This is a genomic window from Rhodococcus sp. SORGH_AS_0301 (genome assembly GCF_030818285.1).
Taxonomy (GTDB): domain Bacteria; phylum Actinomycetota; class Actinomycetes; order Mycobacteriales; family Mycobacteriaceae; genus Rhodococcoides.
Genome location: NZ_JAUTAC010000001.1, coordinates 116,169 through 139,252 on the forward strand (window position 1 = coordinate 116,169; position 23,084 = coordinate 139,252).

The 23,084-nt window shown below is 65.9% G+C and carries 32 protein-coding genes and 1 pseudogene; 22 read left to right on the forward strand and 11 right to left on the reverse strand.

Going from position 1 to position 23,084, the window contains the following annotated elements:
- Nucleotides 1-112: 112 nt before the first annotated feature.
- Nucleotides 113-343, forward strand: a complete 231-nt coding sequence (locus QE397_RS00485; RefSeq protein ID WP_307090980.1) for a hypothetical protein — start codon at nt 113-115, stop codon at nt 341-343.
- Nucleotides 344-648: 305 nt separating this feature from the next.
- On the opposite strand, the gene QE397_RS00490 is transcribed toward QE397_RS00485, so the two are convergent.
- On the reverse strand, nt 649-1,155 hold the full coding sequence (locus QE397_RS00490; protein WP_307090983.1) for a Pycsar system effector family protein: 507 nt from the start codon (nt 1,153-1,155) through the stop codon (nt 649-651).
- 116 nt (nt 1,156-1,271) lie between these two features.
- Here QE397_RS00490 and QE397_RS00495 point away from each other — a divergent pair.
- A protein-coding gene (locus QE397_RS00495; RefSeq protein WP_307090985.1) for an IS3 family transposase occupies nt 1,272-2,425 on the forward strand; the annotation gives its coding sequence in 2 pieces (ribosomal slippage) (nt 1,272-1,560 and nt 1,560-2,425; 1,155 coding nt in all).
- A 5-nt stretch (nt 2,426-2,430) separates the two neighbouring features.
- On the opposite strand, the gene QE397_RS00500 is transcribed toward QE397_RS00495, so the two are convergent.
- The 4 genes from QE397_RS00500 to QE397_RS00515 form a co-directional block, all read right to left on the reverse strand.
- A complete protein-coding gene (locus QE397_RS00500) occupies nt 2,431-2,637 on the reverse strand; it encodes a hypothetical protein (protein ID WP_307090987.1) in 207 nt (68 codons plus the stop codon).
- Between the two features lie 10 nt (nt 2,638-2,647).
- Nucleotides 2,648-3,148, reverse strand: coding sequence for a hypothetical protein (locus QE397_RS00505; RefSeq protein ID WP_307090989.1), 501 nt, complete (start codon nt 3,146-3,148; stop codon nt 2,648-2,650).
- A gap of 652 nt (nt 3,149-3,800) precedes the next feature.
- Nucleotides 3,801-4,004, reverse strand: a complete 204-nt coding sequence (locus QE397_RS00510; protein WP_307090991.1) for a hypothetical protein — start codon at nt 4,002-4,004, stop codon at nt 3,801-3,803.
- 69 nt (nt 4,005-4,073) lie between these two features.
- Nucleotides 4,074-5,918: a hypothetical protein gene (locus tag QE397_RS00515; RefSeq protein ID WP_307090992.1), complete on the reverse strand. Its 1,845-nt coding sequence runs from the start codon at nt 5,916-5,918 to the stop codon at nt 4,074-4,076.
- Between the two features lie 546 nt (nt 5,919-6,464).
- Here QE397_RS00515 and QE397_RS00520 point away from each other — a divergent pair.
- Nucleotides 6,465-7,445, forward strand: coding sequence for a hypothetical protein (locus QE397_RS00520; protein ID WP_307090994.1), 981 nt, complete (start codon nt 6,465-6,467; stop codon nt 7,443-7,445).
- 142 nt (nt 7,446-7,587) lie between these two features.
- On the opposite strand, the gene QE397_RS00525 is transcribed toward QE397_RS00520, so the two are convergent.
- Nucleotides 7,588-7,959 (reverse strand): Lsr2 family protein, encoded by a 372-nt coding sequence (locus QE397_RS00525; RefSeq protein WP_307091048.1) that lies wholly within the window; start codon nt 7,957-7,959, stop codon nt 7,588-7,590.
- Between the two features lie 922 nt (nt 7,960-8,881).
- Between QE397_RS00525 and QE397_RS00530 the strand changes: the two genes are divergently transcribed.
- From QE397_RS00530 to QE397_RS00585, 12 genes and pseudogenes are all read left to right on the forward strand, one after another.
- A complete protein-coding gene (locus QE397_RS00530) occupies nt 8,882-9,457 on the forward strand; it encodes a recombinase family protein (RefSeq protein WP_307090995.1) in 576 nt (191 codons plus the stop codon).
- On the forward strand, nt 9,454-10,281 hold the full coding sequence (locus tag QE397_RS00535) for a DUF5677 domain-containing protein (RefSeq protein WP_307090997.1): 828 nt from the start codon (nt 9,454-9,456) through the stop codon (nt 10,279-10,281). Before QE397_RS00530 ends, QE397_RS00535 begins: the two co-directional genes overlap by 4 nt.
- Nucleotides 10,282-10,904: 623 nt before the next feature.
- On the forward strand, nt 10,905-11,831 hold the full coding sequence (locus QE397_RS00540; RefSeq protein WP_307090999.1) for an ArdC-like ssDNA-binding domain-containing protein: 927 nt from the start codon (nt 10,905-10,907) through the stop codon (nt 11,829-11,831).
- 28 nt (nt 11,832-11,859) lie between these two features.
- Nucleotides 11,860-12,189, forward strand: coding sequence for a hypothetical protein (locus QE397_RS00545; protein WP_307091001.1), 330 nt, complete (start codon nt 11,860-11,862; stop codon nt 12,187-12,189).
- Entirely contained in the window at nt 12,186-12,356 is a 171-nt protein-coding gene (locus tag QE397_RS00550; RefSeq protein ID WP_307091003.1) for a hypothetical protein, read from the forward strand. The genes QE397_RS00545 and QE397_RS00550 overlap by 4 nt, the downstream gene beginning before the upstream one ends.
- 464 nt (nt 12,357-12,820) lie before the next feature.
- On the forward strand, nt 12,821-13,117 hold the full coding sequence (locus QE397_RS00555) for a hypothetical protein (RefSeq protein WP_307091004.1): 297 nt from the start codon (nt 12,821-12,823) through the stop codon (nt 13,115-13,117).
- 32 nt (nt 13,118-13,149) lie between these two features.
- Nucleotides 13,150-13,407 (forward strand): hypothetical protein, encoded by a 258-nt coding sequence (locus QE397_RS00560; RefSeq protein ID WP_307091006.1) that lies wholly within the window; start codon nt 13,150-13,152, stop codon nt 13,405-13,407.
- Between the two features lie 201 nt (nt 13,408-13,608).
- Nucleotides 13,609-13,794: pseudogene (locus tag QE397_RS21740) on the forward strand (ParB N-terminal domain-containing protein); the annotation flags it as partial.
- A gap of 580 nt (nt 13,795-14,374) precedes the next feature.
- A complete protein-coding gene (locus QE397_RS00570) occupies nt 14,375-15,187 on the forward strand; it encodes a hypothetical protein (RefSeq protein ID WP_307091009.1) in 813 nt (270 codons plus the stop codon).
- A gap of 188 nt (nt 15,188-15,375) precedes the next feature.
- Nucleotides 15,376-15,636 carry a hypothetical protein gene (locus QE397_RS00575; RefSeq protein WP_307091011.1) on the forward strand — a complete coding sequence of 87 codons (261 nt, stop codon included), beginning with the start codon at nt 15,376-15,378 and terminating at the stop codon, nt 15,634-15,636.
- A 5-nt stretch (nt 15,637-15,641) separates the two neighbouring features.
- Nucleotides 15,642-16,118 carry a hypothetical protein gene (locus QE397_RS00580; protein ID WP_307091013.1) on the forward strand — a complete coding sequence of 159 codons (477 nt, stop codon included), beginning with the start codon at nt 15,642-15,644 and terminating at the stop codon, nt 16,116-16,118.
- Between the two features lie 22 nt (nt 16,119-16,140).
- Nucleotides 16,141-16,428, forward strand: a complete 288-nt coding sequence (locus QE397_RS00585) for a hypothetical protein (protein ID WP_307091014.1) — start codon at nt 16,141-16,143, stop codon at nt 16,426-16,428.
- A 210-nt stretch (nt 16,429-16,638) separates the two neighbouring features.
- Here the strand turns inward: QE397_RS00585 and QE397_RS00590 are convergent, their stop codons facing one another.
- Nucleotides 16,639-17,106, reverse strand: coding sequence for a hypothetical protein (locus QE397_RS00590; RefSeq protein WP_307091016.1), 468 nt, complete (start codon nt 17,104-17,106; stop codon nt 16,639-16,641).
- A gap of 146 nt (nt 17,107-17,252) precedes the next feature.
- Between QE397_RS00590 and QE397_RS00595 the strand changes: the two genes are divergently transcribed.
- Complete coding sequence (locus tag QE397_RS00595; RefSeq protein ID WP_307091017.1) at nt 17,253-17,432, forward strand: hypothetical protein; 180 nt, start codon at nt 17,253-17,255, stop codon at nt 17,430-17,432.
- A gap of 141 nt (nt 17,433-17,573) precedes the next feature.
- Here QE397_RS00595 and QE397_RS00600 read toward each other — a convergent pair whose 3' ends face one another.
- Nucleotides 17,574-18,374 (reverse strand): DUF4145 domain-containing protein, encoded by an 801-nt coding sequence (locus QE397_RS00600; RefSeq protein ID WP_307091019.1) that lies wholly within the window; start codon nt 18,372-18,374, stop codon nt 17,574-17,576.
- A 532-nt stretch (nt 18,375-18,906) separates the two neighbouring features.
- Here QE397_RS00600 and QE397_RS00605 point away from each other — a divergent pair.
- Entirely contained in the window at nt 18,907-19,047 is a 141-nt protein-coding gene (locus QE397_RS00605; RefSeq protein WP_155957156.1) for a hypothetical protein, read from the forward strand.
- A 41-nt stretch (nt 19,048-19,088) separates the two neighbouring features.
- The gene (locus QE397_RS00610; protein WP_307091022.1) at nt 19,089-20,045 is read left to right on the forward strand and encodes a DUF4192 family protein; all 957 of its coding nucleotides are present in this window, start codon (nt 19,089-19,091) and stop codon (nt 20,043-20,045) included.
- A 150-nt stretch (nt 20,046-20,195) separates the two neighbouring features.
- On the opposite strand, the gene QE397_RS00615 is transcribed toward QE397_RS00610, so the two are convergent.
- The gene (locus QE397_RS00615; protein WP_307091024.1) at nt 20,196-20,375 is read right to left on the reverse strand and encodes a hypothetical protein; all 180 of its coding nucleotides are present in this window, start codon (nt 20,373-20,375) and stop codon (nt 20,196-20,198) included.
- Between the two features lie 229 nt (nt 20,376-20,604).
- On the opposite strand from QE397_RS00615, the gene nrdH reads away from it, so the two are divergent.
- From nrdH to QE397_RS00635, 4 genes are all read left to right on the forward strand, one after another.
- Nucleotides 20,605-20,847, forward strand: a complete 243-nt coding sequence (gene nrdH, locus QE397_RS00620) for a glutaredoxin-like protein NrdH (RefSeq protein ID WP_307091026.1) — start codon at nt 20,605-20,607, stop codon at nt 20,845-20,847.
- A 43-nt stretch (nt 20,848-20,890) separates the two neighbouring features.
- Nucleotides 20,891-21,040, forward strand: coding sequence for a hypothetical protein (locus tag QE397_RS00625; protein WP_307091027.1), 150 nt, complete (start codon nt 20,891-20,893; stop codon nt 21,038-21,040).
- Nucleotides 21,041-21,413: 373 nt separating this feature from the next.
- Complete coding sequence (locus tag QE397_RS00630) at nt 21,414-21,650, forward strand: hypothetical protein (RefSeq protein WP_307091029.1); 237 nt, start codon at nt 21,414-21,416, stop codon at nt 21,648-21,650.
- Complete coding sequence (locus QE397_RS00635) at nt 21,647-21,889, forward strand: hypothetical protein (protein ID WP_307091032.1); 243 nt, start codon at nt 21,647-21,649, stop codon at nt 21,887-21,889. Before QE397_RS00630 ends, QE397_RS00635 begins: the two co-directional genes overlap by 4 nt.
- Nucleotides 21,890-21,981: 92 nt before the next feature.
- On the opposite strand, the gene QE397_RS00640 is transcribed toward QE397_RS00635, so the two are convergent.
- Together QE397_RS00640 and QE397_RS00645 are read right to left on the reverse strand one after the other, a co-directional pair.
- The gene (locus QE397_RS00640; RefSeq protein WP_307091034.1) at nt 21,982-22,344 is read right to left on the reverse strand and encodes a hypothetical protein; all 363 of its coding nucleotides are present in this window, start codon (nt 22,342-22,344) and stop codon (nt 21,982-21,984) included.
- Nucleotides 22,345-22,568: 224 nt separating this feature from the next.
- On the reverse strand, nt 22,569-22,799 hold the full coding sequence (locus tag QE397_RS00645; RefSeq protein WP_307091036.1) for a hypothetical protein: 231 nt from the start codon (nt 22,797-22,799) through the stop codon (nt 22,569-22,571).
- Nucleotides 22,800-23,084: the final 285 nt, after the last annotated feature.

Genomic DNA, 23,084 nt, shown 5'->3' on the forward strand with positions numbered 1-23,084 from the left:
GTCCGGCGGCGCTGCCCCGAAATGGACAACTGTCAGAGCATGCTCGGCCGCGCATTGGTCATCGATGTCGAGACAGACAATGCATTCCCTAGGTTCGAGGAACACTGCGTCGATGCTGGTGACAACAGTCAACGGCAGAACACCGTTCGGGTACTGCCACTTGTCGCTTTCGAGCATCGGAACGTCGGGAAACGTCTCCGAGTTCTGCCCCCCGATTAACACCTTTGGTTCCGTCGAGCGCGGCGACGGTAGTGGTCAGAGTGTGTGTCTGGCCGACATCGGCGCGGCGCCAATGAACGCGGCCGATCGTGAAGAACTCGGAGGGATGCGGGAAACCGTCTGATGCCGACAAGATGTCGAATCCGGAGTTGTCGATCGCGTAAACAGTCCGGCCTTGATCGACGGAGTGCTCGTAGCAGACTTGTACGAACTCAAGGCGGGGGTCGATGGCCGGGGCCCGTGCTATCACCGGTGCAGCGCGTCGTGCACGACCGGATGTGGACAGGGAACGCTGAACGTGGCGGAACGGCGGCGTTCTCTGGCGGCGTGGCGCAGGAATTTCGCCGCGGGACCGCGACCAACGCGACACGTAGGCGCATGGTGTCCAGCGGGTACTCACAGCGCTGAGAAGCCTGAGATGCGAATGGTCTAGCTGTATGTGGCACTGAGACCAAGCAGCGCGACTCCGATGGGAGCAAGCGTCAACGACACCTGAACGAGTCGATGCTTGGTCCAACTGATCTTACTCATCTCCACCAACTGCTTCGACAACACCGGGAGTATGTCGTCACTGCGCAAGTTGATTTCCACCTCTCCCGGTGTCAACTGCCGAAGGTGACCGAAGTAGACGAAGTTCGTCGGCACCTCACTAGTTACCTGCTGGGATCGAAGACGGGGACGTACTACCCACACGGCACATAAAAGGCCGGCAATCAGAGTGACGACCCCGAGGGTGTACCAGAACACACCCCACCCATGAAGGCCAGCGAGGGCGCGCTCCTTCCCGGACAGTGTGACGACCCCGACGAGAACGGCAGACTCGATCGTGAGCGCGAAAGACGCCTTGGTGTCCACTTTGCCGGTCCAGTCGACGAGGGCCGAGTGAATCTTCCAAGCGGTGTCGGTGGGGTCAGGATTACTCACGTGAACGGCCATCGGTACGACGATCTGTAGTAGCTGTATTTAGTCCCGCCGACTGTGATGGGACTGCCCCCGGTTCGGTTGACATCTGATCTGTGAGGATCGCTCCTCACGGTGGAAGGATGTTCCCCATGCCGAAAGCATTCCCCGAGGAGTTCCGCCGCGACGTCATCGCCGTCGCACGCAAGGGCGAGGCTCCGCTGCGTCAGATCGCGAAGGACTTCGGAATCTCCGAAGGCTGCCTGCACCGCTGGCTCAAGATCGCCGACCGCGACGACGGGATCACCTCCGCTGACGGGTCGCCCACGAGCAGCGAGTCCGTCGAGCTGCGGGAAGCCCGCAAGCGCATCAAGATGCTCGAGCAGGAAGCGGAGGTGATGCGCCGCGCCGTCGGCTACCTCTCTCGGGACGTCAACCCAAAATGATCTACCCGCTGGTCCTCGACCTCGCCGCCGACGGAGTGCCCGTCACGGTGACCTGCCGGGTGCTCGGGTTCTCCACCCAAGCGTTCTACAAATGGAAGAAAGCACCGGTGACGCAACGTGACTGGGACGATGCGCACCTGATCCACGCTGCCCGTTCCATTCACGCGGACGATCCCGCGTTCGGGTACCGGTTCATCGCCGACGAGCTGCCCGATCGCGGCATCACCGCCGGCGAGAACCGGGTCGCCCGGTTGTGCTCGCAAGAACGCATCTGGTCTGTGTTCTCGAAGAAGCGCGGGCTGACCAGGAAAGCTGGTCCTCCAGTTCACGACGACCTCGTCGACCGCCGGTTCTCCGCAGCGGCTGCAGACGAGTTGTGGCTGACCGACATCACCGAGCACCGCACCGACGAGGGCAAGCTCTATCTCTGCGCGATCAAGGACGTGTGGTCCAACAGGATCGTCGGCTACTCGATCGACTCTCGAATGAAGGCCTCGTTGGCGGTGTCCGCGCTCGACAACGCGGTCGCGCAACGCGGTCCGACCGGGACCATCGTCCACTCCGACCGGGGTAGTCAATTCCGATCGCGGAAGTTCGTACATGCGCTGTCGCACAATGCTTTACGAGGATCCATGGGCCGTGTCGGGGCATGCGGTGACAACGCTGCGATGGAATCGTTCTTCGCGCTACTACAGAAGAACGTCCTCGACCGGCAACGGTGGTCCACCCGCGAGCAACTACGCCTGGCGATCGTGACCTGGATCGAGAGGTCCTACCACCGCAAGCGCCGCCAGCGACGCCTCGGCAAGCTCACTCCGATCGAGTTTGAGACAATCAATAGGGCCGCACAAGCGGCCTGATCCGATCAACCCCACGCGTCAACCGAAGTGGGGGCAGTCCCGATCGAGTACGGCCCTTCCCACATGTCCTTGCCACCCGTCAGCTTCTTGGCGTTGGACAATTTGGAGAAGGTGCCTTTGCCAATTCGGGTGACGTACTTCGCCGCGTCGCCTGTGTAGCGGATATCGCTCAGCTTGGCCGCGAGGTTGGGGGCGACGCCGATCGAGATCATGTCGTCGTTGTCACGAAACCCTGCACGTGCAAGAAGTGTTTTGTCTGTCGCGATACCGCTCGATTGTTTGAGGTTCCACCCGCTGGATTTGAGTGACGGGATTTTTGCGTGGATCGCTGGAGTCACGTGAACTTCGACAGCCCACTTGATCTGCATGGCGGCTTGGACGGCTCGGTCTTCCTTGTTGGGACCCGTTGAAAACGCCCATGACCCTGTCGCCGTCGAAGCTTCGGATGTGGCCGTCGAGCGAGCGGATGATTTTGGTGCTGACGTTCAGATAGCCACGGAACACACGGGCAGCTTCTGCCTTGGATGCTGTGGCCGCGAGGGTGGATGAGTCGTGCATGTCGGTGTAGAGGTACGTGCACGAGATGAGCTTGCCGTTGTTGTAGCCGATGTCTGCTGGTTCGGGTACCGATGTTCTGGTCGAACTATCCGGCCGCTCGGTGACCGTCATCGCGGTCTTGATCGTCTTGTCGATTTGGTCATTAACGTCATCGAGCAGCGACAAAGTCCTGACCTCCCGAGCGTTAACGAGTAGAGGTTCGATCATAACGGAGATACAAACCGTTTCTCCGTTTCTCCGGGACACAACTAGCAACCACTCCCCACGAGGCTGCCAGGAGGACGTAGCAAAGGTGGTCCCATCGCGGTGGTCCCGAACGGTCTTGATACGAACGACGGTGCACGTTCGCAGGGCCGCGGGCGGTAGCGACAGCGGCCACGAACACAAGTAAGCCCGGTGGGGGCCACCCACCGGGCTCACTTACACCGATCCGAATGGAGGCGACCCATCAGATAAGCGCTTTGTTGGTACCGGGTAAAACTTGACGCAGCTCGAGGAACTGCGCCACATCGAGCAACAAACTTGACACAGTGCCGAGGTACTGTGTCACACATAGCGATACTTCAGTCACATGCATTGCGCGCAACACCTGGTCAGCGGCTATGTAGTCCGGTTACCCGTGCTACTTAAGTCCACTCACCAACGAATAAAGGTCCACAAGCAACTGAGCGGACGCCACAACGAGTGTTGCGACTCCGACCCAGTACGGATCCTCATCCATCTGGTGCTCCTCTCTGCATCACCAAGAGCGAAACCGTGCTCACCGGTGAGGAACCGACAGATCCCCACGTGGAGGATCTGGCGTTCAGAGAGAAGCTCAAATATAGACGCCGGCGGCTGACCCCGGCAAGATCTGCGAACGGACTCTCTCATCAGTCGCGTTCTGTTCCACGGCCCATGCGGTGGTGATCGTTTGCTCCGCGTCGGCCTGGCGGGCGCCCTTCACGTAGACGGCGCGTTCGGCGTCGCGAGGCAGCGCCGCAAACACAGCATCGATGTCCGCGATCGACTGATCTTGCACCCACAGCATCAGCCCCGCGCCGCTTACACAATTTCCCGTTGAGTATCCAGGCTGATGTCTAACGGTTGCTCAAGGTTGAACTCCTGCCGCTTCACGATGTTCGGTTGAAGAGTCGCCGGGCTGTTCATCCTCGGAGGTTTCCCTGCTGGCTTCGCCCTCACGCTCGCCGAAGAGAAACGTGTGAACATCAAAATCGGGATCGTGGTTGCCTGCGACGAGGCGCGCTTCCCACGCGAGAAGCGCATCGTTGCCGGGCAACTCTCCGACGGCCTTCGCGGCGAATACGACAGCTTCGTCGTGTCTACCTGCTGCTTCAAGTTCGTCGGCGGCGATTAGTTGGATCAGCACGTCAATGGCGGCAGGGAGTGGTGCCTGGCTCTTGGTGTGCCTAGCCCCGTTTCGGGCCTGAGCCATGGCGGCCCAATCGTTCGCACTCCATGTCGGCATCGAGTGGTCCGACAACAGCGAGACTGTGACTGCGCTGGCTGAGGGCGCGTCCAGCACAGCTTTGTATTCGTCGATGAAGGTCGCTGCCTCGGAGCGATGATCGGCCGGGGAAATCCACGCATGCCACAGCACGTGCGTGGCGATCAGAGATGTCTTGGACTCGCCGTCAGGCAGCGTGGGCACCAAGTCTTCGATCTCTCGACACACTTGGTCGAGCGGGATTCCGTCGGTGTGTTGTCCGGCGATCCATCCGATGAGTGCTTCGGCGAAACCGTCGAGCAGGCGGGTGGCCGTCGTTGCCGTGAGCCCGCCGGGCTGCCAAATCCAGTACTGGGGCGCAAGCTGCACCTCGACGATGCCGGGTAGGGCGTTGCGGTAGTCCCAGGGTTCGGGCGCGACCTTCTCCGCGTTACTGACGTACTGACGGACGACATGTCTGATGAGGCGCCATAGGCCAGCAAGGGTAAGAACGCGTTCGAAGCTGGGCTCGTAGGCAGTCTCTGCGCCGTCGGTGTAGACCCATACGCCTTCACCGAGATCTTCGAGTACGTGACTACGTCGTGACCGAATGTCGTAGGCGATACCGAGCATCCGTTCGAGGTCGGGTGCTCGGGGCGGCCGGATGCTCCCCGCCGCGTTGTCGCGGTAGTAGTCCGGCGACAGTCGAGCAAGGGTAGAGGAGATGAAACGTCGTTTCAGGCCTGCCCGGTCAGCTTCGAGTACAGCTGCACGCACCCGGTCGGCTACTTCCTGACCCGCATCAATCAGGGCAGCATCGATGATCTTGCGCTTCGAACCGTCGTAGCGGTCCCAAGTGGCCGGCGTAGACAGCTTGTCGTCCGAGATTGATTCAAGGGCAGCGACCAGATCTGTGTAGGCGCCCGTGGGGTCGTCGAGGGCTCGTCGTGTCGCGTCGACCGAGTTGCGGATGACTCGCATGACGCGCGCGAAGTCGTCTTGGCTCAGATCAAGTAAGCCGTTCATGAACTGCCGGAGATCCTCCCATTGGTGGGGCTGGACCGTTTGCCTGGGTTCGAACAGTTCCGGGAAGAGGTCGTTGGCTGAGCGTCCGCGCGGTGCGCCGTCGCCGGTGACCAGACGTCGGGTCTGGTCGTGGTTCCGGCTGACTGTCCGGTTCAGCACAAACGTCATCAGGTAGGCAAGGTCGTCGACGAGGTCTGTTCCACCGGTGGCGATCATGAAGTCGTCGGTGCCGTCGGGGCGTTGTTGTTCGAGTCGGTCGACGACCGCGATCATCGCCGATGAGGTGTGTCCCATCTCGGTCGAAGCAATCACTTCGCCGACCGGCAGCGCGATTGGCGGGTCACCGATGAACCTGGCATTGCTGTAGACCGTGTAGCGGTGCTCGGTCTCATTGAGCGGGACACCGGGACGAAAGAACCGTCCTGCGGCGATCTGGAGCATCAACTGCCCACGCAGCTGTCGCGCGGACTTTCTCTTGGCCATCGTTCTAGTGTCGCTTGTCGGCAACCGTCCCGGCTATCGAAGTCTCACACGACAACGTGGGTAAGACTGATGACCGCGCATTGCGCTGACGGCCAGTACCTGGCACCGGGACGTGCCGCAACGATGCGAGGATTTTGGGTACTCGGTCGTAACGGCCATCCCCGCTAGCGTCAGCCGCCTCGACCACACTCGTGGTGAGTTCGGACTCGAACCTCGCTGCAGACAGGGTGGTGATCGGTTTGGCCTGTTGGACGTCGGCGATCATGCGGGCGTTGACGATGGCGGCGTCGAGCATCGCCTCGGCATCGGCGGCTCGGCGTTCACGGGAGTCGTACAGGGGACCGCGGGCAGCTCGGGGGCGGTGTCACCGCGTCGGCGGCGGCCGCGACCGGATCCGGCGCAACTGTCGATGTTCTGATTTCACCGCGATCCGGTTGCCGCGTCCGGGGCGAACAGGCGCACGAGCTCTGTCGATGTCGTCCTGCCGCGGTGAGCCCCCGGCGCGGCGGAAGAGGGTGTCGGGCAGTGGCGATAACGTCGTCGGTCATGGCGGAGGGTGCGGGCGTGCCGGGCAGGTCCCGGTACGAGTGGTCGCTGTTCGCGGACTGGTGCGCCGCCGCCGAGGTGAGCGCACTTCCGGCGTCACCACTCACGGTGGCGGTATTCCTGGCCGAGAATCCCGCCGGGAACGCTGCCCAGCGCTGGAGGGTGGCGGTCGTCAACCGCGTTCACACCGCTGCCGGGCACCCCGCGCCGGGAACGGTGACGGCGATCCGTCTGCAGCTCAACCGGGCCCGCACCGACCGGGCAGCGGTGCTACGAGAACGGGCGGCACCGATCATCGCCGCACTCCCGGTGGCGGGGTGGCCGACCGGGATGTTCGGGCGCCGCGACACGGTGATCCTGGCTCTGCACGCGGCGGGGTTGCGTGCGGTCGACATCAGCCGCCTCGATCGGCGGGACATCACCATCGTCGGGGACGGTGTGCGCATCGGTGGTCGCCACCAGCTGCACCTGCACGCCGGCGTCGACGGCGGCGAGGCATTGATCGACTATGCGGCGGTGTGGCGGCGGTGGGAGCAGGTGCTGCGGGTGGTGCAGGAGCACCCGTCGACGCGGGTGCTCGAACAGCACCTGCGGGCCGGCGAGCTTCCCGACCCGGACGACGACGGGCGGGGTGGGTCGGGGCCGGTGGTGGTGCCGATTGACCGATGGGGCGCGGTCCCGATCCCGCCGGTGGCGATGACACCGGCGGCGATCACGTCCGTGATGACCAGCCACCTGGTGGGGACACCCGCACGACACCGACCTCTTCCTGTACGCCCCGGTCCGAGAAGGTCGTCGGCGGAGCCGTCGGTGGTGTCCGGTGCTGACGACACGGGACTGTCTGACACCTATGCCGCCGGTGTCGCGGCCCGATCGGCGGCGCACACCGCCCTCGCCGACGTGGGGGACGTCCTCGACAAGGTGGAGGACCGTGCGGAGGAACTACTGCGACGCACCCTCGCCCTGCTCGACGACTTCTGACCGGCGTTGTCACCGGGACGTCGACCAGGCGTCGCCCCGCGCAGCGCCCGCACGCGCAGGCGCAGGCGGAGCTCGCCGACGACACGCCGGTGATAGCTCAGCTAGCAGAGCTACATGGGCACCCGGTGGGTAAGGCGCCGGTTCAGTGGGCGTTGTCGAATGCCTCAATGACGTGCTCGGGGATGCGGCCGCGGCCGCTGAGCTCGTACCCGTTGTTGTTCGCCCACTCCCGGATAGCTCGGGTCTGTTCCCGATCCCGCTTCGCCGGCTCGGCAGCGGATCCGGTGGTGGGCGCGCCACCCGCCTTCGTCGTGCGACGCTTGCGTCCGCCGATTCGTTCGGCACGGCTGATGTAGTAATCGAGTTTGCGGTGAAACTCGATCGCATTCTTCGATTTCAGGTCGATGGCGTAGGCGATGCCGTTGACGGAGAACTCGATCGATTCACCGGAACCGTCGTCGATGGCAGTGCCGTCGATGTCATCGGTCAACTGGGTGATCAACTGCTTCGCCACGGTGCATTCCTCGCTTTCGGTACTGATCGGTGCGGTTTCGATCCTGCCACAACGCTTCCCCATCCAAATCGCACTACACGTTCGGTTTCACCGATAGTCATCCGCGACATCGTTAACTTCGTCGCGGACTCCCGAACGCCTGCAGGCCCGAAGGCGGAGCGTGAACTACATTCGCAGGTTGTTGTAGGGCACCACTCGACCTCGTGCGTCTATGAAAGCTGCCAGAAACGAAGGTTTGTGGCACCCGCCGCCGGGCATCAGCCCCTAAGGCGGAGGTACTTCATCAGTTCGCCGCGCCTACGTTCTTCCTGTTCGCCCAGAATCGAACAGCGCCCCCGGCAGCACTCGTGATCGCAGCGAGGGCCAGCCCAATTAGTACCGCGGAGCCTGGAACGAGGCCGATGAGGCCCGCTACCAACGCCGCCCACGCAGGACGACCGCAGCCGTTTCGAACCACGCCGCAAGTACCGGACCGTATCTGCGGCGGTGCACTGAAACGAGCTCGAGGTACAACCCACGCAGGGAGTAGGCGGTGGCATAGGTCCCAGCGACGAACACGAGCGCACCGAGCGCTATCCACCCAGGGCTGTTGTTCAGCGTCTCGCCCCTCGCCACCGAGAGGGCGGCACCGACGATCGGGACTACCAACGCTGTCCCAATGCATAGAAGCACGGCCAAGCCCAGTACCGAATCTTTGGGCGACGAGGTCCACGACATAGCCGCCACGGTAATCGACTTCACGGTTTGTTATACGCCTTCGGCTCAAGGCTTCGGCCTGTGACGAAAACGATCGTTTCTGGCGCAGGTCCGTAGCCGCGATCGGCCGATCGGTCGACCAGGACCGGCCGCGTGCCAAAAACGTAAGCGGAACCTGCCGTGTCAAAACAGTCCGTGTCGGTGAGTTGTGGCAGCCTTCGGCCCTGTGGGACACAAATACGGCTACGCCAGGGTCTCGACCACCGAACAGACCCCCGCACTACAGAGCGACGCTCTGACAGCGTTCGGATGCGAACGACTCTTCATCGACACCGTCAGCGGATCCACCACGACGCGGCCGGCACTCACCGAGCTCCTCGCCACGCTCCTGCCCGGCGACACTCTCTGCGTCTGGCGACTCGACAGACTCGGCCGCAACCTCCCGCACCTGATCGAGCTCGTCGACGGACTCAAAGCCAGGGGAGTGGCATTCGCGTCCGTCACCGAACAGATCGACACCAGCACCGCCAACGGCGAGCTCATCTTCCACATCTTCGGCGCCCTCGCCGCCTTCGAACGCCAACTGCTCCGCGAGCGCACCAACGCCGGCCTCGCCGCAGCCCGCGAGCGCGGCAAGATCGGCGGCCGCCCACCCGCACTCACACCGGCCAGAAAGCGCGAAGCCACCCGCATGCGCAACCAGGGCAGCACAGTCGGCGACATCGCCGACGTCCTCGGCGTCAGCAAGCGCACTCTTTATCGTCACTTCGAGCAAGCAGCCATGGGAAGGGGCCGTGCGTGAGCACTTACGAACACACCCCACCAACGCGCGAACGGTTGCTGGAGATTGTCGACGAACTCTGCTCCGGATGGAATCAGTTCCTGGCGGTGCCGGACCAACAGTTCGCCCGTCCGCGGGATGCGGACGAACCCGCGGCCGCCGCACTCGTTATGGCTCTATCGTCGCATGTCACCGAGCTGGGTTCCGGCGTATTGACGCTCGCCCGATCCGGCAGCAGCGGAATGACTCTCATGCCGCTGGTGCGAGCAGCCTACGAATCAGCAATCACCGCCCACTGGCTGGCGCAACTACCCGACGCCGCGCCCGCATTCATCAATGAAGACGCACGTAACCGCAAAGCCATCGTGCGCGAACTGCCCAATGCCCGTGGCCAGGGGTTCCGCGACTCCGTCGACGCAATCAGTCGACAGATAGTGCCAAGGCTGTCGACCAGTTCGGATGCACAGGCACGCAACTTCGAAGGGCGTTGCCACGACCTCGACCTTGCCGGAGTCGACGCATACCTCTACTACCGGGCAGCCAGTAGCCTCACCCACCCCTCGATACTCGTTGCGGATCAATATCTCCGATCCATCGACAGCGAGCTCTACGTCAGCGCCCACGCACAGAACATGGGCGACGCCTGGATCTTCGTCACCGCCGCAGCGTTGGTTTGGGCGCAAATGGCAGCCAACTACTGTGACCCGCAACGAACCAGACGCACGACGCTTCGACGTATCGGCCGCGAACTCGGCATCGAACCAGAACTCGCGCTGTCCCCGGCAGCGCGCGCGAGAACCACCGGTGTGAAGCGGCCACGGACGGCGGCGAGACCTAACGATTGACAGGCGACTGGGCCGCATCCGTCGGTACGGCCCAGCAATCTCATCCAAAGGCTATGCAGCCAAAGGGGCGTCCGAGCAGGCGTCTACTCGACCGAGTCCAACAGCGAAACGCCTCGCCGCCGGACGACCACACACTGCCAACTCGACTACACCAGCGCAACAGCCACGAACCGATCGCCAGCGCCACGTACGCCGAGTGCTACCGCGACCCGCGCAACGTGGCCAGGCTCCGTCGCTCCCGCACAATCGCCACCCAGCCGAACAGCGGGAAGGGGGCAGCCGCGGGGGAGTGGCCGGCGGAACCTGATCGCAGGCCGACCGTGAGCGGCCGGGCGTAGGCCACCCTGGCGGGCGTCCACTGGTCGGAACTCCGCTGCGCTCCGTTCTGTCGAAAAGCGTTGTTCTTTCGACCATCTGGCTTCTCCGATCGTGCGTCACCCGTGCCCGTCTTACCAACACCCGACCTCCGCTGCGCTCCGTCCCCTCGGGGTCCGAAAACTTCTCAGAACGCCTCCGGCTGAGAACTTTTCGACTCGGGTGCTGGACGCCGTTCCCGTGCACCGCCCTTCTCTCCCCACGCCAGATGACGGCGAAAGAACACTGGGAGAGAGGGACCGATCACCATGACCACACGCCGCGCCGCCCGCACCAGCACCACGTCCGCCGAGGACAAAGCCCACGCCCGCCGCGAGCTGGCCGAACGACTGCACAACTCGATCACCGACCAGGTCGCCGCCCTCGTCGACTCCGACGCGTGGCGGGCCTACCTCGACCACATGGCCGCGTTCCACTCCTACTCGTTCAACAACGTCATGCTGATCCTGGCTCAGCGCCCGACGGCGACGCAGGTCGCCGGATTCCGGGCGTGGCAGGCCCAGGGACGGCAGGTCCGCAAGGGTGAGAAGGCGATCCGCATCTGCGGCTACAGCAGCCGCACCGTCACCGAGACCGACCAGGCCACCGGCGGCGAGACCACCCGCAAGGTCCCCACCTTCCCGATCCTGTCCGTCTTCGCCCACGACCAGACCGACCCCATCGACGGCCACCCCCAGGCCGAACAGATCGCCCACCGGCTCACCGGCGACGACCCCGCCGCCATCTACGACCGTGTCCACGCCCTCATGACCGCGCGCGGCTGGACCGTCACCCGCGACCTCATCGACGGGGAAACGAACGGCTACACCACCGTCGACGGAACCCGCCGTATCGTCGTCGACGCCCGCCTCGCACCCGCACAGGCAGCGAAAACCATGATCCACGAAGCCGCCCACGCCCTCATGCACGCCGCCGACACCGTCACCGCCGAGGACCGCAGCGACATGCACCGAGGCCGGATGGAGGTCGAAGCCGAGTCCGTCGCGTACGTCCTGGCCGGGATCCTCGGACTCGATACCGCCGCGTACAGCGTCGGCTACGTCGCCGGATGGTCGAACGGCGACGTCGAGACCGTCACCGACACCGCCCGCGCCGTCCTCGCTACCGTGCACGAGCTCGCCGACGCACTCGACCCCCACCCCGCCACCGACAGCGGTGACACCGCCGCCGCCTGACCTGTTCGCACCATCGGAAGGAATCTCAGTGCCCGCTCAATCATGGGTGACCCTGATCGTCGGCGCGCTCGCCGTCGTCGGGGTCGCCTTCACCGTCCTGCAACGCACCCGCGCCGACAACCGCGCCCAGTCCTGGCAACGCATCACCTGGTGCCTGGAACGCACCGTCAGCAAGGACGACGACGAAGCCGCCCTCGGGTGGAAAGTGTTCGGCACCGTCGCGACGACACCGTTCATCGCCGCCACCGACCGCGACACCCTGCAGGCGATCTCGCAGTACACCGCCGGTGACGACCTGGCGGAACCGGACGACACAGGGGACAATGAACACGACACCGAAACGGAGGATCCGCGATGACCACCACCGAACGCCGCACCGTGAGCCGGGGCCGCTCGATGAAAGTCCGATCCGCCGCCGCCGAAGCGTCGATCAAACTCCTCGAGTACGACAACAAGCCCGTCCCGCAGTGGCTCCGCGACGTCGCCGCAGGCAAAGACGCAGCACCACCGACCACGACCCGATAGACCCCACACCACCGAACAGGCCCGCACCCACCACAGGGTGCGGGTCTTTTCATGTCAGTGGTCGCCGGCGCGGTAGCCGGGCATCGCCTCCGGACAGCGCCGGCGGCCGGCGGCGAGATGCAGTGGCCGGCCGCGGGCCGGGCGTAGGCCACCCTGGCGGGCGTCCACTGATCGGAACTCCGCTGCGCTCCGTCCTTTCGAAGAGCATTGTTCTTTCGGCACATCTGGCTACTCCGATACTGCGTCACCCGGGCCCGTCTTACCCACACCCGACCTCCGCTGCGCTCCGGCCCCTGCGGGGTCCGAAAACTTCTCAGAACGCCTCCGGCTGAGAACTTTTCGGCTCCGGTGCAGGACGCCGTTCCCGTGCACCGCCTCCTCTTCGCCACGCCAGATGACGGCGAAAGAACGCGGGGAGGGCCAGCGCAGGTCCGAGCCGCCCGAGTCACGAGGGGCCACCCACCATGAGCAGCACCGACACCTACTGGACCACCTACGACGCCGCACTCGACGACGCCGCAGCAGCGACCACCACCGGCGACCTGATCGCCGCACTCAACCGGCACTTCCCGCGCTCGTCCGGTGCGGCGTTCTTCCCCAACGGAGCCGACCGCGACCTCCTCGGAACACTCACCGACGCCGGACATTTCACGCTCGTCTGGATGCGCGCCGACTACTGGTTCGCCATGCGCGACAGCGCAGGTGACGGATTCACCTTCATCGAAGGCGACCTCGTCCACGGCGTCGAACGCCCCCTCTGACCACCCCACACCGATCGCAAGGAGCACCACCGATGAGCACCACCACCAGTTTCCAGACAGCCACCCGGGGCGCAGTGGGGGAGGCGGTCCTGACCATCCGCACCCACGCGCTGACGCAGATCACCGCCTACACCGCACGCGCACAGCGAGCAGCGGTCGACCCCGAATCGTCCACCGAGGCCGCGCACCGCGAACGCGCCGCCTACTGGGCCTGCACCGCACGCGAAGCCGGAGCCACCGAGGCCCAGATCGACGCCGCCGAAACCGCCGCAGCACAGGTCAACCGATGAGCTCCGACCCACGGAGCCGGGGACCACCGACCGGGACCGACCACCCGACCAGCACCACCCACAGACAGAAAAACACCGGACAGCTGTTACCTGCCCGGTGTCTCACCACAGACGATACCAGGAGAGACACCCATCATGACCATCACCGACCAGAACCACACCACCGCAACCGAACCCGGCGCACTCGGCACCGAACTCGCAATGGTGGACCCCAGCGTCCTCGACGTCGCCGACAACGTCCGCGACACCGTGAACCTCGACGCCACCCCCGAGTTCGTCGCCTCGATCCGCGAGCACGGAGTCCTGCACCCCATCCTCGCCGTGCGACGGGGTGACGGCACCCTCGCCGTCATCGACGGCCAACGCCGCACCCTCGCCGCGATCGCCACCGACACCCCCGTCGTCCCGGTGCTCATCCGCACCCGGGACGGCGACCAGGTCGCTGCCGACACGACCCGCATCGTGGAGCAGATCGTCTCCAACGATCAGCGCACGGGCCTCACCGACGGCCAGCGCGCCGCAGGGGTCGCCCAACTGCTCGACCTCGGCGTCTCCGTCAGAGAGGTCGCGCAAGCCCTGTCGGTCACCCAGAAGGCCGCGAAGGTCGCTGGACGCGTCGGCGGCTCCGACGCCGCCCGGGCGGCGCTCGACGCAGGGCAACTCGATCTCGAGCAGGCGTCGATCATCGCCTCGTTCGAGAAGATGGGCGACGACGACGCCGTGACGCAGCTCCTCGACGCCGCCGAGAACCGCCCCTACAACTTCGGTCACCTCGCACGACGGTTGACCGAGGACCGCAAGAACGCACGCGACCGGGCAAAAGCACTGGTGCCGTTCGGGGAGGCCGGTCACCCCGTGCTCACCGTCGACCCCGAAACGGGAGACGGCCGGTGGTACTACGCCGGAGAGATCCGCACCGCCGAGGGGGGAGCCGGTCGACCCGGCCGAGCACCCCGCCCGGTGGTCGGTGTGGGCCGACCGCGTCGAGGCATGGATCGACGCCGAGACCGGCGAGCAGGTCGAAGAGGACAGCGTCGACTGGGACGCAGAAGGCCCCGACGACGCACCCGCAGAGGGCAAGCGCCACCCGAAGACGGTGTCGGAGGGGTGGGTGTGGGAGCCGTCCTACTGGATCAGCGCCGACGACGCGCAGCAGCACGGCTACCAGGTGCCGCAGGCAACCCCCGTGGCCTACGGAAGCGCCGTCGCCGCCGGTGCGGCCGGGGTCGACCCCGACGACGCGGCACGCCGCGCCGTCGAAGCCGCCGAGGCCGATCGGGCCGAACGGCGTCGGGTCAAGGCACTCAACGCCGCAGGTCTCGCCGAGACCACACTGCGCCGCGAGCACATCAAGGCGCTCCTGACGCGCAAGACCGCGCCGAAAGGCAGCGCCGGATGGGTCGCCGCGACCCTCGCCGCGTCGCCCGACCTGCTCACCGAAGGCAAAGCCGGAGAGGTGCTGCGCGAGGTGGTGCCCGGTGCCGACCCCATCACCGGAATCGCGGACCTGATTGACAAGGCCACCGACGCCCGCGCCCAGGTGCTCACCCTCGCGCTGGTGCTGGCCGCGCTCGAGGCTCGCATGGCCGGGTCTGACAAGTCGTGGTGGAGGGCCAGCCCGCAGACCCGGTGGACCCGCGACGGACTCCCCAGAGGAGCCGCCCGATACCTGGCGTTCCTGACCGAGCACGGCTACACCACCGGTCCGGTCGAGAAGGTCGTCACCGGCGAACACACCGCCGAGGACGCCTACACCGACGTCACCCGCACCACCGACTGACCCCGACCGGTGCGGGGTGCCCACCAGCGGGCACCCCGCACCGCTCACGGCATGTGCGGGCGCGTCGACCGTGACCGCCGGTGCCGACCGTCCCCGGCTCGGACGAGGGGGCAAGCCCCCTCGTGCTCCCCCAACCCCGACCGACCAGGCGGGCGGAACCACGCACGGTCGGCTGCGTCCAACCCCTCATGGACCACGAAGAACGGGCCGCACTCATCGCCGACGACCCCGCCCTCATCGCCGACCACAAGCACGTCATTGCCCTGATGCGCGCCCACCGGCACCTCGTTACCAACCCCGGCCGGCTCCGCGACTGGTACCTCACCAGGCTCGCCGACGGCCCGACCCGGGAAGCACTCGGCCCCGCACACACGCGCATCAGGGCCGCACGGCTGATCCGGGAGGCTGAGCGTCCCCAGCATCAGCTGTGCGAGCACCCCAAGGAGTGATCCAGATGACCGGACGCAGGAAGCGCCGACAGACGATCGTCATCGTCGTCTGTGTCGTCGCAGTCGGCCTCATCGCCGCAGCATGGTGGTCCACCACCCTGACCTACTCGCGCACCGCAACCATCACCATCACATCCACCGACCCCACGCAAGACGCGGACCGTCCAGGCGCGGACATTCCGACCCTCAGGTTCACCGCGCTGAGCCTCGACGGATACGACCCCCTTCCGCAGGTCAGTGATCGCCTCGCGGAACAACGTGGGGGATCCGCATCGGACTACCTCGACACGGTGTCCATCACTCCCACGGACCCCGAGACCAACACCGCCGGCTTGATCGTCACCGCAGAGGCCGGTAGCGCGGACGAGGCCGTTGATCTGGCCAATCAGGCCGCCGACATCGCCGCCGAGCAGTTCAATGCCGTTCCCGCGCAGCCCGCCGGAGTCATCTTTCGCGCCGACGTCACCGAGCCCGCTCGCTGACCACGACGAAGACGGCCCGAACATGACCCGCGTCGACTGGGCAGGCCACGCCCGCCGCCTGCGTGAGCACGCCGAGGCCGACGCCGCCGCACGGACCGCCGAGACCGGCCAACCCCACCGCCCCGACCAGAACGTCCTCCGCGTCGCCAGCTCCTGCGACACCGCCGCCTACAGCCCCGACCGGCCCAACCCCCGCCTGGAACGGCTCGTCGCCGACACCCTCGCCGCCACGCCGGCGCCCCGGCCACACACCGGCAACTTCGACCTCAGCGCCAGCGCCGGCCACAGACCGGACGTGCCCCGCCGCTGACACGGACCGACCGGAATAGGTTCCGGCCGCAGTCGGTTACAACAGTCAGACGGCGCTCGCATCAATGCCCCGGGTACCACCCAATCAGCCGCTACGAGCGGCCCACTGCCGAGAGGCGCACTGGCGAGCACCGTCGCTTCACCTCACACAACGACGGCCGCGACACCCCAACGGGTGTCGCGGCCGTCGCCGTCTGCACGACAGAGGCAGTCACTCGTCCAGCGCCGCGATCACCGTCGACAACGCGGACCCGGCGACCATCAGGTGGCCGAGGGTCACCGCATCCGGACCCACCTCCCACGGCACCGGCGGACCGGACCGCACAGCAACGAACTCCATCAGAGCGCCGGCAGCATCGGATACAGCGGCGCGGAGCACGCGCCGGTCGAGCGCCGCGTCGGCGCACGTGCAGTCCGACAGCGACAACACATCGCACAGTTCATCGAACGCGCCCCGAGCTTCCATCGCCGCCGCATCCGGATGACGGTCCAGCTGGGTATACCAACTACCCGCAGCACGTTCGAGCGCATCGTGAGCAACATCCAGACCATCCGTCAACGGTGAAGCGACGGTGACGGTGTTCCGCACCAACCGAAGCGCGAACGCGAACGAATGAAGATCCACCGGCACCAGACTCGACCAGGGCACCGTCATCATCACCGCGGCCGCCGCCGCCAACGGAGCACTGCCGCAGTCGTCGTCGGTGACGTGTTCAACCCGGTGGGTCGCCATCAGTGGCTGCTCCTACCTGCCTCGACGCGTGCTCGTACCGGATCCCAGGCTACCGCCGACGGGCGCCCTACCTGCCGATACCATCACGGGTTGTGCAACCAGGCGACCACGTAAAACTCCACACCAACGGCGTCACCACCTTCGACATCGTCGAACTCGACGACACCCACGCCACCATCACCCCCAGCGCAACCCACGCCGACGCACCCGGCGCGTACCTCTTCCGGATCCTCCGCGCCGGCCTCGCGCCGGCCAACCCTGAAGGGCATTGAGCTCGCTCCGCTCGCACTGCTTCGCCAAAGCGCTCCGCGCGGATGCGCCTGCCGGCGCTTCCTCGGGAGGGCCAGGCAGGTCCGTGCACATGCCGACCGACACGGCCGAGCAGCGCGGGGCTCGTTTCAAACAAGTGAAAATCATGACTCCACAGCTCCCGCTGACGATTGTGGAACCGGTGCGGTGAATCCGCGCTTTTGGTTAATGGCTCGCGCATGTCTCAGGGCCTCATCCTGGTCGCTCACCGAATAAAGGCTGTTCAGCGCGATCTCCAAAAGTTTCACAATGGACAAAACTTCGTTAGGACTTCGCACAACATCGTGCACGCTCTCGTTGCCTACCCACTTCACCGCCAACAAAAGATCGATGACGTCATCCAGGTGGGGTTTTTCGGCCTTGAACATGGATAAACGTTCGTCTAAGGATATGAACTTGCCCGCCGAAGTGTGCCTGGGAATTTGTTGATCGTCGAGGACAAGTTCCTCTGCGAGCCGCAAGGCGCTCATGGCGGCATCAGGATTCATGAACAGCAACGCCCCAACCTGCCGAAGCTGCTTCGCCACCGCGTCCGGCACACCCTCCGGGTGATCTACCACCCTCAACGGCGGAAAAGCGGTCCGTAACCGAAATCGAGTGACGAACATTTCGTCGCCTTGATAGTGGTACTGCACGTAATCTACTTCGACCTCGCCCAGCAGATAGACGGCGTCACCGCACCCTGATTCGTTAGTGCACCGAAAACGGATCCCGAAAGTTCCGCGAATGTCGGAAGGATCACCCCAATCGCTCCAACTGGCCGTCTCATGATCTATGTGCCATTCACTTTCGCCATCGGGAACCGGTTGTTTTGCAAGTCGCCCCTCCTGGCACACCGGGCACTCGATACTCGGCCATTTGTCCTCGTCGAATGCCTCGATGAGTGCAACCGCGTGTTTTTTCACGACAACAGACTCCCTCCTTCTCGATCCCGACCACGGCTATTGCACCTCATATCGAACGGCTACACACCCAAATCGGGCTACCGCGACCCGCGCATCGTGGTCACCGTCCGCAGCTCCCGCACAGTGGGCCACCAGCGTGTCCGGGTGGAACGTGGTAGCTCGGGGGAGTGGGCGGCGGTTCCTGGTCACGGGCCGGCCGTGGTCGGCCGGGCTGTGGGCCACCCTGCGGGCGTCCGCCTGAATGGAGCTCCGCTGCGCTCCGCACCGTCGAAGGGCGTCGTTCTTTCGGCACATCTGGCTACTCCGATGCTGCGGCACTCCCTCCCTTACCGCCAACACCCGACCTCCGCTGCGCTCCGGCCCCTGCGGGGTCCGAAAACTTCTCCGAAAGCGCCTCCGGCTGAGAACTTTCCGACTCGAATGCTGGCGCCGGTCACTCGCACCGCCTCCTCTACGCACGCCAGATGACGGCGAAAGAACGTGGGGAGGGCAAGGACCCGAGCCACACGAGTTCCGGAAGGAAGCACCAGTCATGCGCGCACAGCACCCGTCCACTGCAGACGAGATCGACCACCTGGTCCACCGACGCGGCGCACCGAAGATCCGCCGCACCGTCAAACGCGCCAGCGCCCGCTACGACCGCCGCAGCGCACGCCGCGCACTCCGATCCTGACCGCCCCCCAGCCACACACCACTCGAAAGGTTCCGATTCTCATGACGCAACCCCGCATCACCCTCACCAGCGCAGCCCAGGTCATCGCCGCAATCCCCGCTGCTCTGCGGCACGTCCCCACCGAGTCCGTCGTCGTGCTCGCGTTCGTCGGCAAGGTCCTCACCTTCGCCGCCAGGTTCGACCGCGTCGAGGTCGTCACCCAGGCGCACAAGATGACCGACGTATTGCGTCGCCACGGCGTCGAGTCGGTCGTCGTCGTCACCATCGCAGAGCGCCCCGGCAAGAAGGCCGCCGCTGTCGAGAACCTGGTCGTCGCCGGAATCCTCGCCACCGCCGTCGACGTGATCGGCACCTACTGGGTCCCCACCCTCGCCGGACCGGCCGCCGCCCAGGACCTCGACACCCTCGCCACGTTCGACGTCGACCCCATCGCCTCCGAGGTGGCCGCCACCACCGCCCTCGCCGGAACGGTCATCGAGGGCAGCCGCACCGCGATAGGGAACCGCTACGCCCACGCCGAACAGGTTCACCCGGCCGAGCACGCCGACGCCGCGCAGGTGCTCGAGGAGTTGGCCGCAGTCGTCTCCGCCGACGAGCTGCCCGACAGTGGCCTCATCGCCCGCACCGCCGCCGTCATCACCGCACTTCCCGTGCGGGACGCGATGTTCCGGCTCCCGCTCTACGGCAGCGCATCCGCGCACACCGTCATGGCCACCATCGCACGCAGCACCCGCGCCGAAGCCCGCGTGCAGGCCCTCAGCATCGCCGGGTGGCTCTGCCACCGCGCCGGGGATGGAGCGGCCGCCAACATCGCCTACGACGCGGCAGAAGCCGAAGCGACCACCGCAGGCATCGCCACCCCGCACATGCTCCGACTGCTCCGCCAGGCACTCGACGCCGCCATGAGCCCCGCCGAGATCCGGTCACTGGACATCGATGCCGAGACCGTCCGCGCCACCACCGGGGCGCACCTCCCCGGGGCACCCGACCGGGAATGAGACACGGGGCCGGGCGGCTCCCGCAGCGAGCGGGGGACGCCCGCCACCGGCCGGGGGTAGCCGGCGATCGGGCATCGAGCCCTCACGCCGACCTCGACGCACCCACCACACAGCGGACCTGTCGCCACCACACGGGCCGGGCCGCTTCGATCACAGGTCGGGCATGCCCTCCGGCACCCACACCACATCCACAGCGCCGGGGTCTGCGGAACGGGGCAGGGTCTCCTCGACCGGCACCCCCGACACCATCGCCTCGACCGCGAGATCCGACGGTGCACTCCGATCCAACGCCCTCGCCACCAGTTCCGACTCCACACGCGAATACGCCATCCCGTAATCGTAGACTCCTGCCGCGAAAAACTCCGACAGCGCGAGGAAAGCGCAATACAAAATCCGCCGAGACCAGACCGAATGCCATTCGCAAAGTCGGTCATAACGGTTGCAGCGCAACGAGATAAGCACCGCATCGTTACCGAACAAATACCGTCCAGCGGTGGATGAAAACCCACCAGTGAAATAGAATAAAACCACTCCACCGAATAGTCGAAAGGCGCGAGCCATGTCCGGAATCACCGTCTACACCAAGCCCAACTGCCAGCAGTGCCGGGCGACGTTCCGGGCGCTCGACAAGGCCGGCCTCGACTACACCGCCGTCGACATCAGCGCCGACACCGAGGCCCGCGACTACGTCCTCGCCCTCGGCTACCTGGCCGCACCCGTCGTGGTCGCCGGCCCCGACACCCACTGGTCAGGACACCGCGTGAGTCGCATCGAGCAGCTCGCCGCCGCCTCCGCAGCCTGACCGAACCCGCAAGCACACCCGCCTACCCGAAGGAGACACCGTCATGGCGCACCTCGCGTTCGACTACCAGCCCGACCACGACTTCATCGCCGCCCAGATCGAAGCGGACCTCGCCGCCGACACCACCAGCGCCGTCATCATCCCCGGCCCCGGGACCACCCACCCGGTCGCCGACTCCACCGACACCCGGTAAGGCCAGGACGTCATGAGCGCACTACGGGCAGTCCCCGAACCCGAGCAGAACCCGAGCGACCCGGTCCTCGACCTCGCACCCGACACCTCGGCCGTCGACAATGCCGGCACCGACACCGCTGCCGGCCTGGACCCGCGGACCGACCCGGAATCGTTGACCCTTTGCGCGCTCATGTGGAGCACGGACCCCGCCGCCGCTGTCCGCGTCACCGACGCCCTGATGCCGGCCGACTTCGCCGAGCCCGCCTACGCGGAGCTGTTCACCGTTATCGCCGACCTCGTCACCAGCGGACAAACCCCACGACCCCGCCTCCGTCGCCGCTGTCCTGCACCGGGCCGGGGGAGGGCAGAAGGACGCACCGCTACGCCGAGCATTGGCGGACGTCGTTACCGCCGACACCACAGGATCATCCGCCGCCGTGCACTACGCCGACATCGTGCTCTCCCAGTCCTATCGGCGGTCCTTCCACATCACCGGGCAGCGGATCGTCCAGGCCGCCGAACAAGGACCCGAGGACGAGCTGTTCGACTACATGGTCGAACTCGGCCGCCAGCAGCGTTCGGCGTGGAAGCGGCTCAACACCTTCCGAGCAGGAGGAACCCGAGCATGACCCACGACGACGCGGTAGACGGCACGGGCCCGGACCGGTACGTCACCGCCGACGGGACGCTCACCGCGGACGGTGGCGACGCCGGCCGGTGGCTCGATGCCGAACGCGTACGCGGTGCGGACTGGGACACCCTCGCCGCCGCTCTCGAGGTGCACCCACGCGTCGCCCGGCACCTGCACACCCTCTGGTGCGGCGCCCGCGACCGGGCCGCCGACGCGGCCCAATACGCACTGTTCTGATCACCACCACGGCGTTCCGGCGGCGTCGACGCGCCGCATTCGCGCCGACGGAGATCCGGAACGGTGCACTGCCTGGCTGATCGAGCGGAACCTCAGCCGTTGGTGGGCCGCTCCAACATGCAGAACACCCAACGCCCGCCGTCCCTGACCAGCGGGATCGTGACCGTCCTCGGCTCCGACGGTGTGGCCCCACCGTCGATCGACATGCTCACCGGCACGGATGCCGAGTCCGCGGTGATGGTCGGTACGCCGGTGTCGTGCACGATCGTCGGAAACGTGGGCGGTGAAGCGTCGGTCCGCTGCGCGGCCTGACACGAATTCTCGTTGAGCGCCTGCACATCACCGGCGTTGTAGGCGTCGAAGTAGCGGCGCACTGTCTCGGCGGCCGCGACCCGATCCGCTGCCGCCTGTTCGGGGTCGATCTCAGCCGGGGCCTCTGTTGTGCACCCGATCATGCCGACCGACAGTGCAGCGAGGACAGCGACGACTCGCCCCCGCCCGGAGCGGACACGGACTCGACCGGATGGGGGCCGTGCGGCGGTGTTCCCGTATGACCAGCCGGCCCTCCTGCTCCCTGCGAGGCGTGTCATCGTCGCACGCGGCTGACACGTACACCTGCGACCGCGAACGGCGCCGCCATCACCGCGGCGGATCCGGCACCGATCAGCGGGTAGGCCCACTACGGGAGAATCAGCTGGTTCCACCACTTCAGGCCGTCCCAGAAGGCCTCGTTCAGCTCATCCAGGGTCTGCTGATCGTCGGCTCCTCGCAGCGGTTCGTACGAGCCTTCGTACACGACGTCGGTCCCGTCGCCGGCAGTCCTGGCGATGCCCTCGGCGCCCAGGAACACCAGACCGATCACCGCACCCGCGAGGGCCGCCCACACCATCAGCTTCGTCATGCGCGTCACCCAACCACAATGAGCCCGTTCAGCCGCCGACACCGAAGTACACCCGAGTCCCCACGGTACGGGCCCTGCAGTAGCAACCCTGACCGTTCGACAGGCGGCTCATTCCTCCGGATTCCATGCGACCGGTCCGCGTAGCCGCGCTGTTGCGTCAGTCGCGAACCTTTCACGACCTCGGTCACCGGCGAGTCGCCCATTCGCTGTCCTCGAGTCGTCGATCGCCCCGGCGGGAGCATCGGCCGGCCACACTTCGAGCAGATACTGTTCGGACGACGCATCGACGATCGC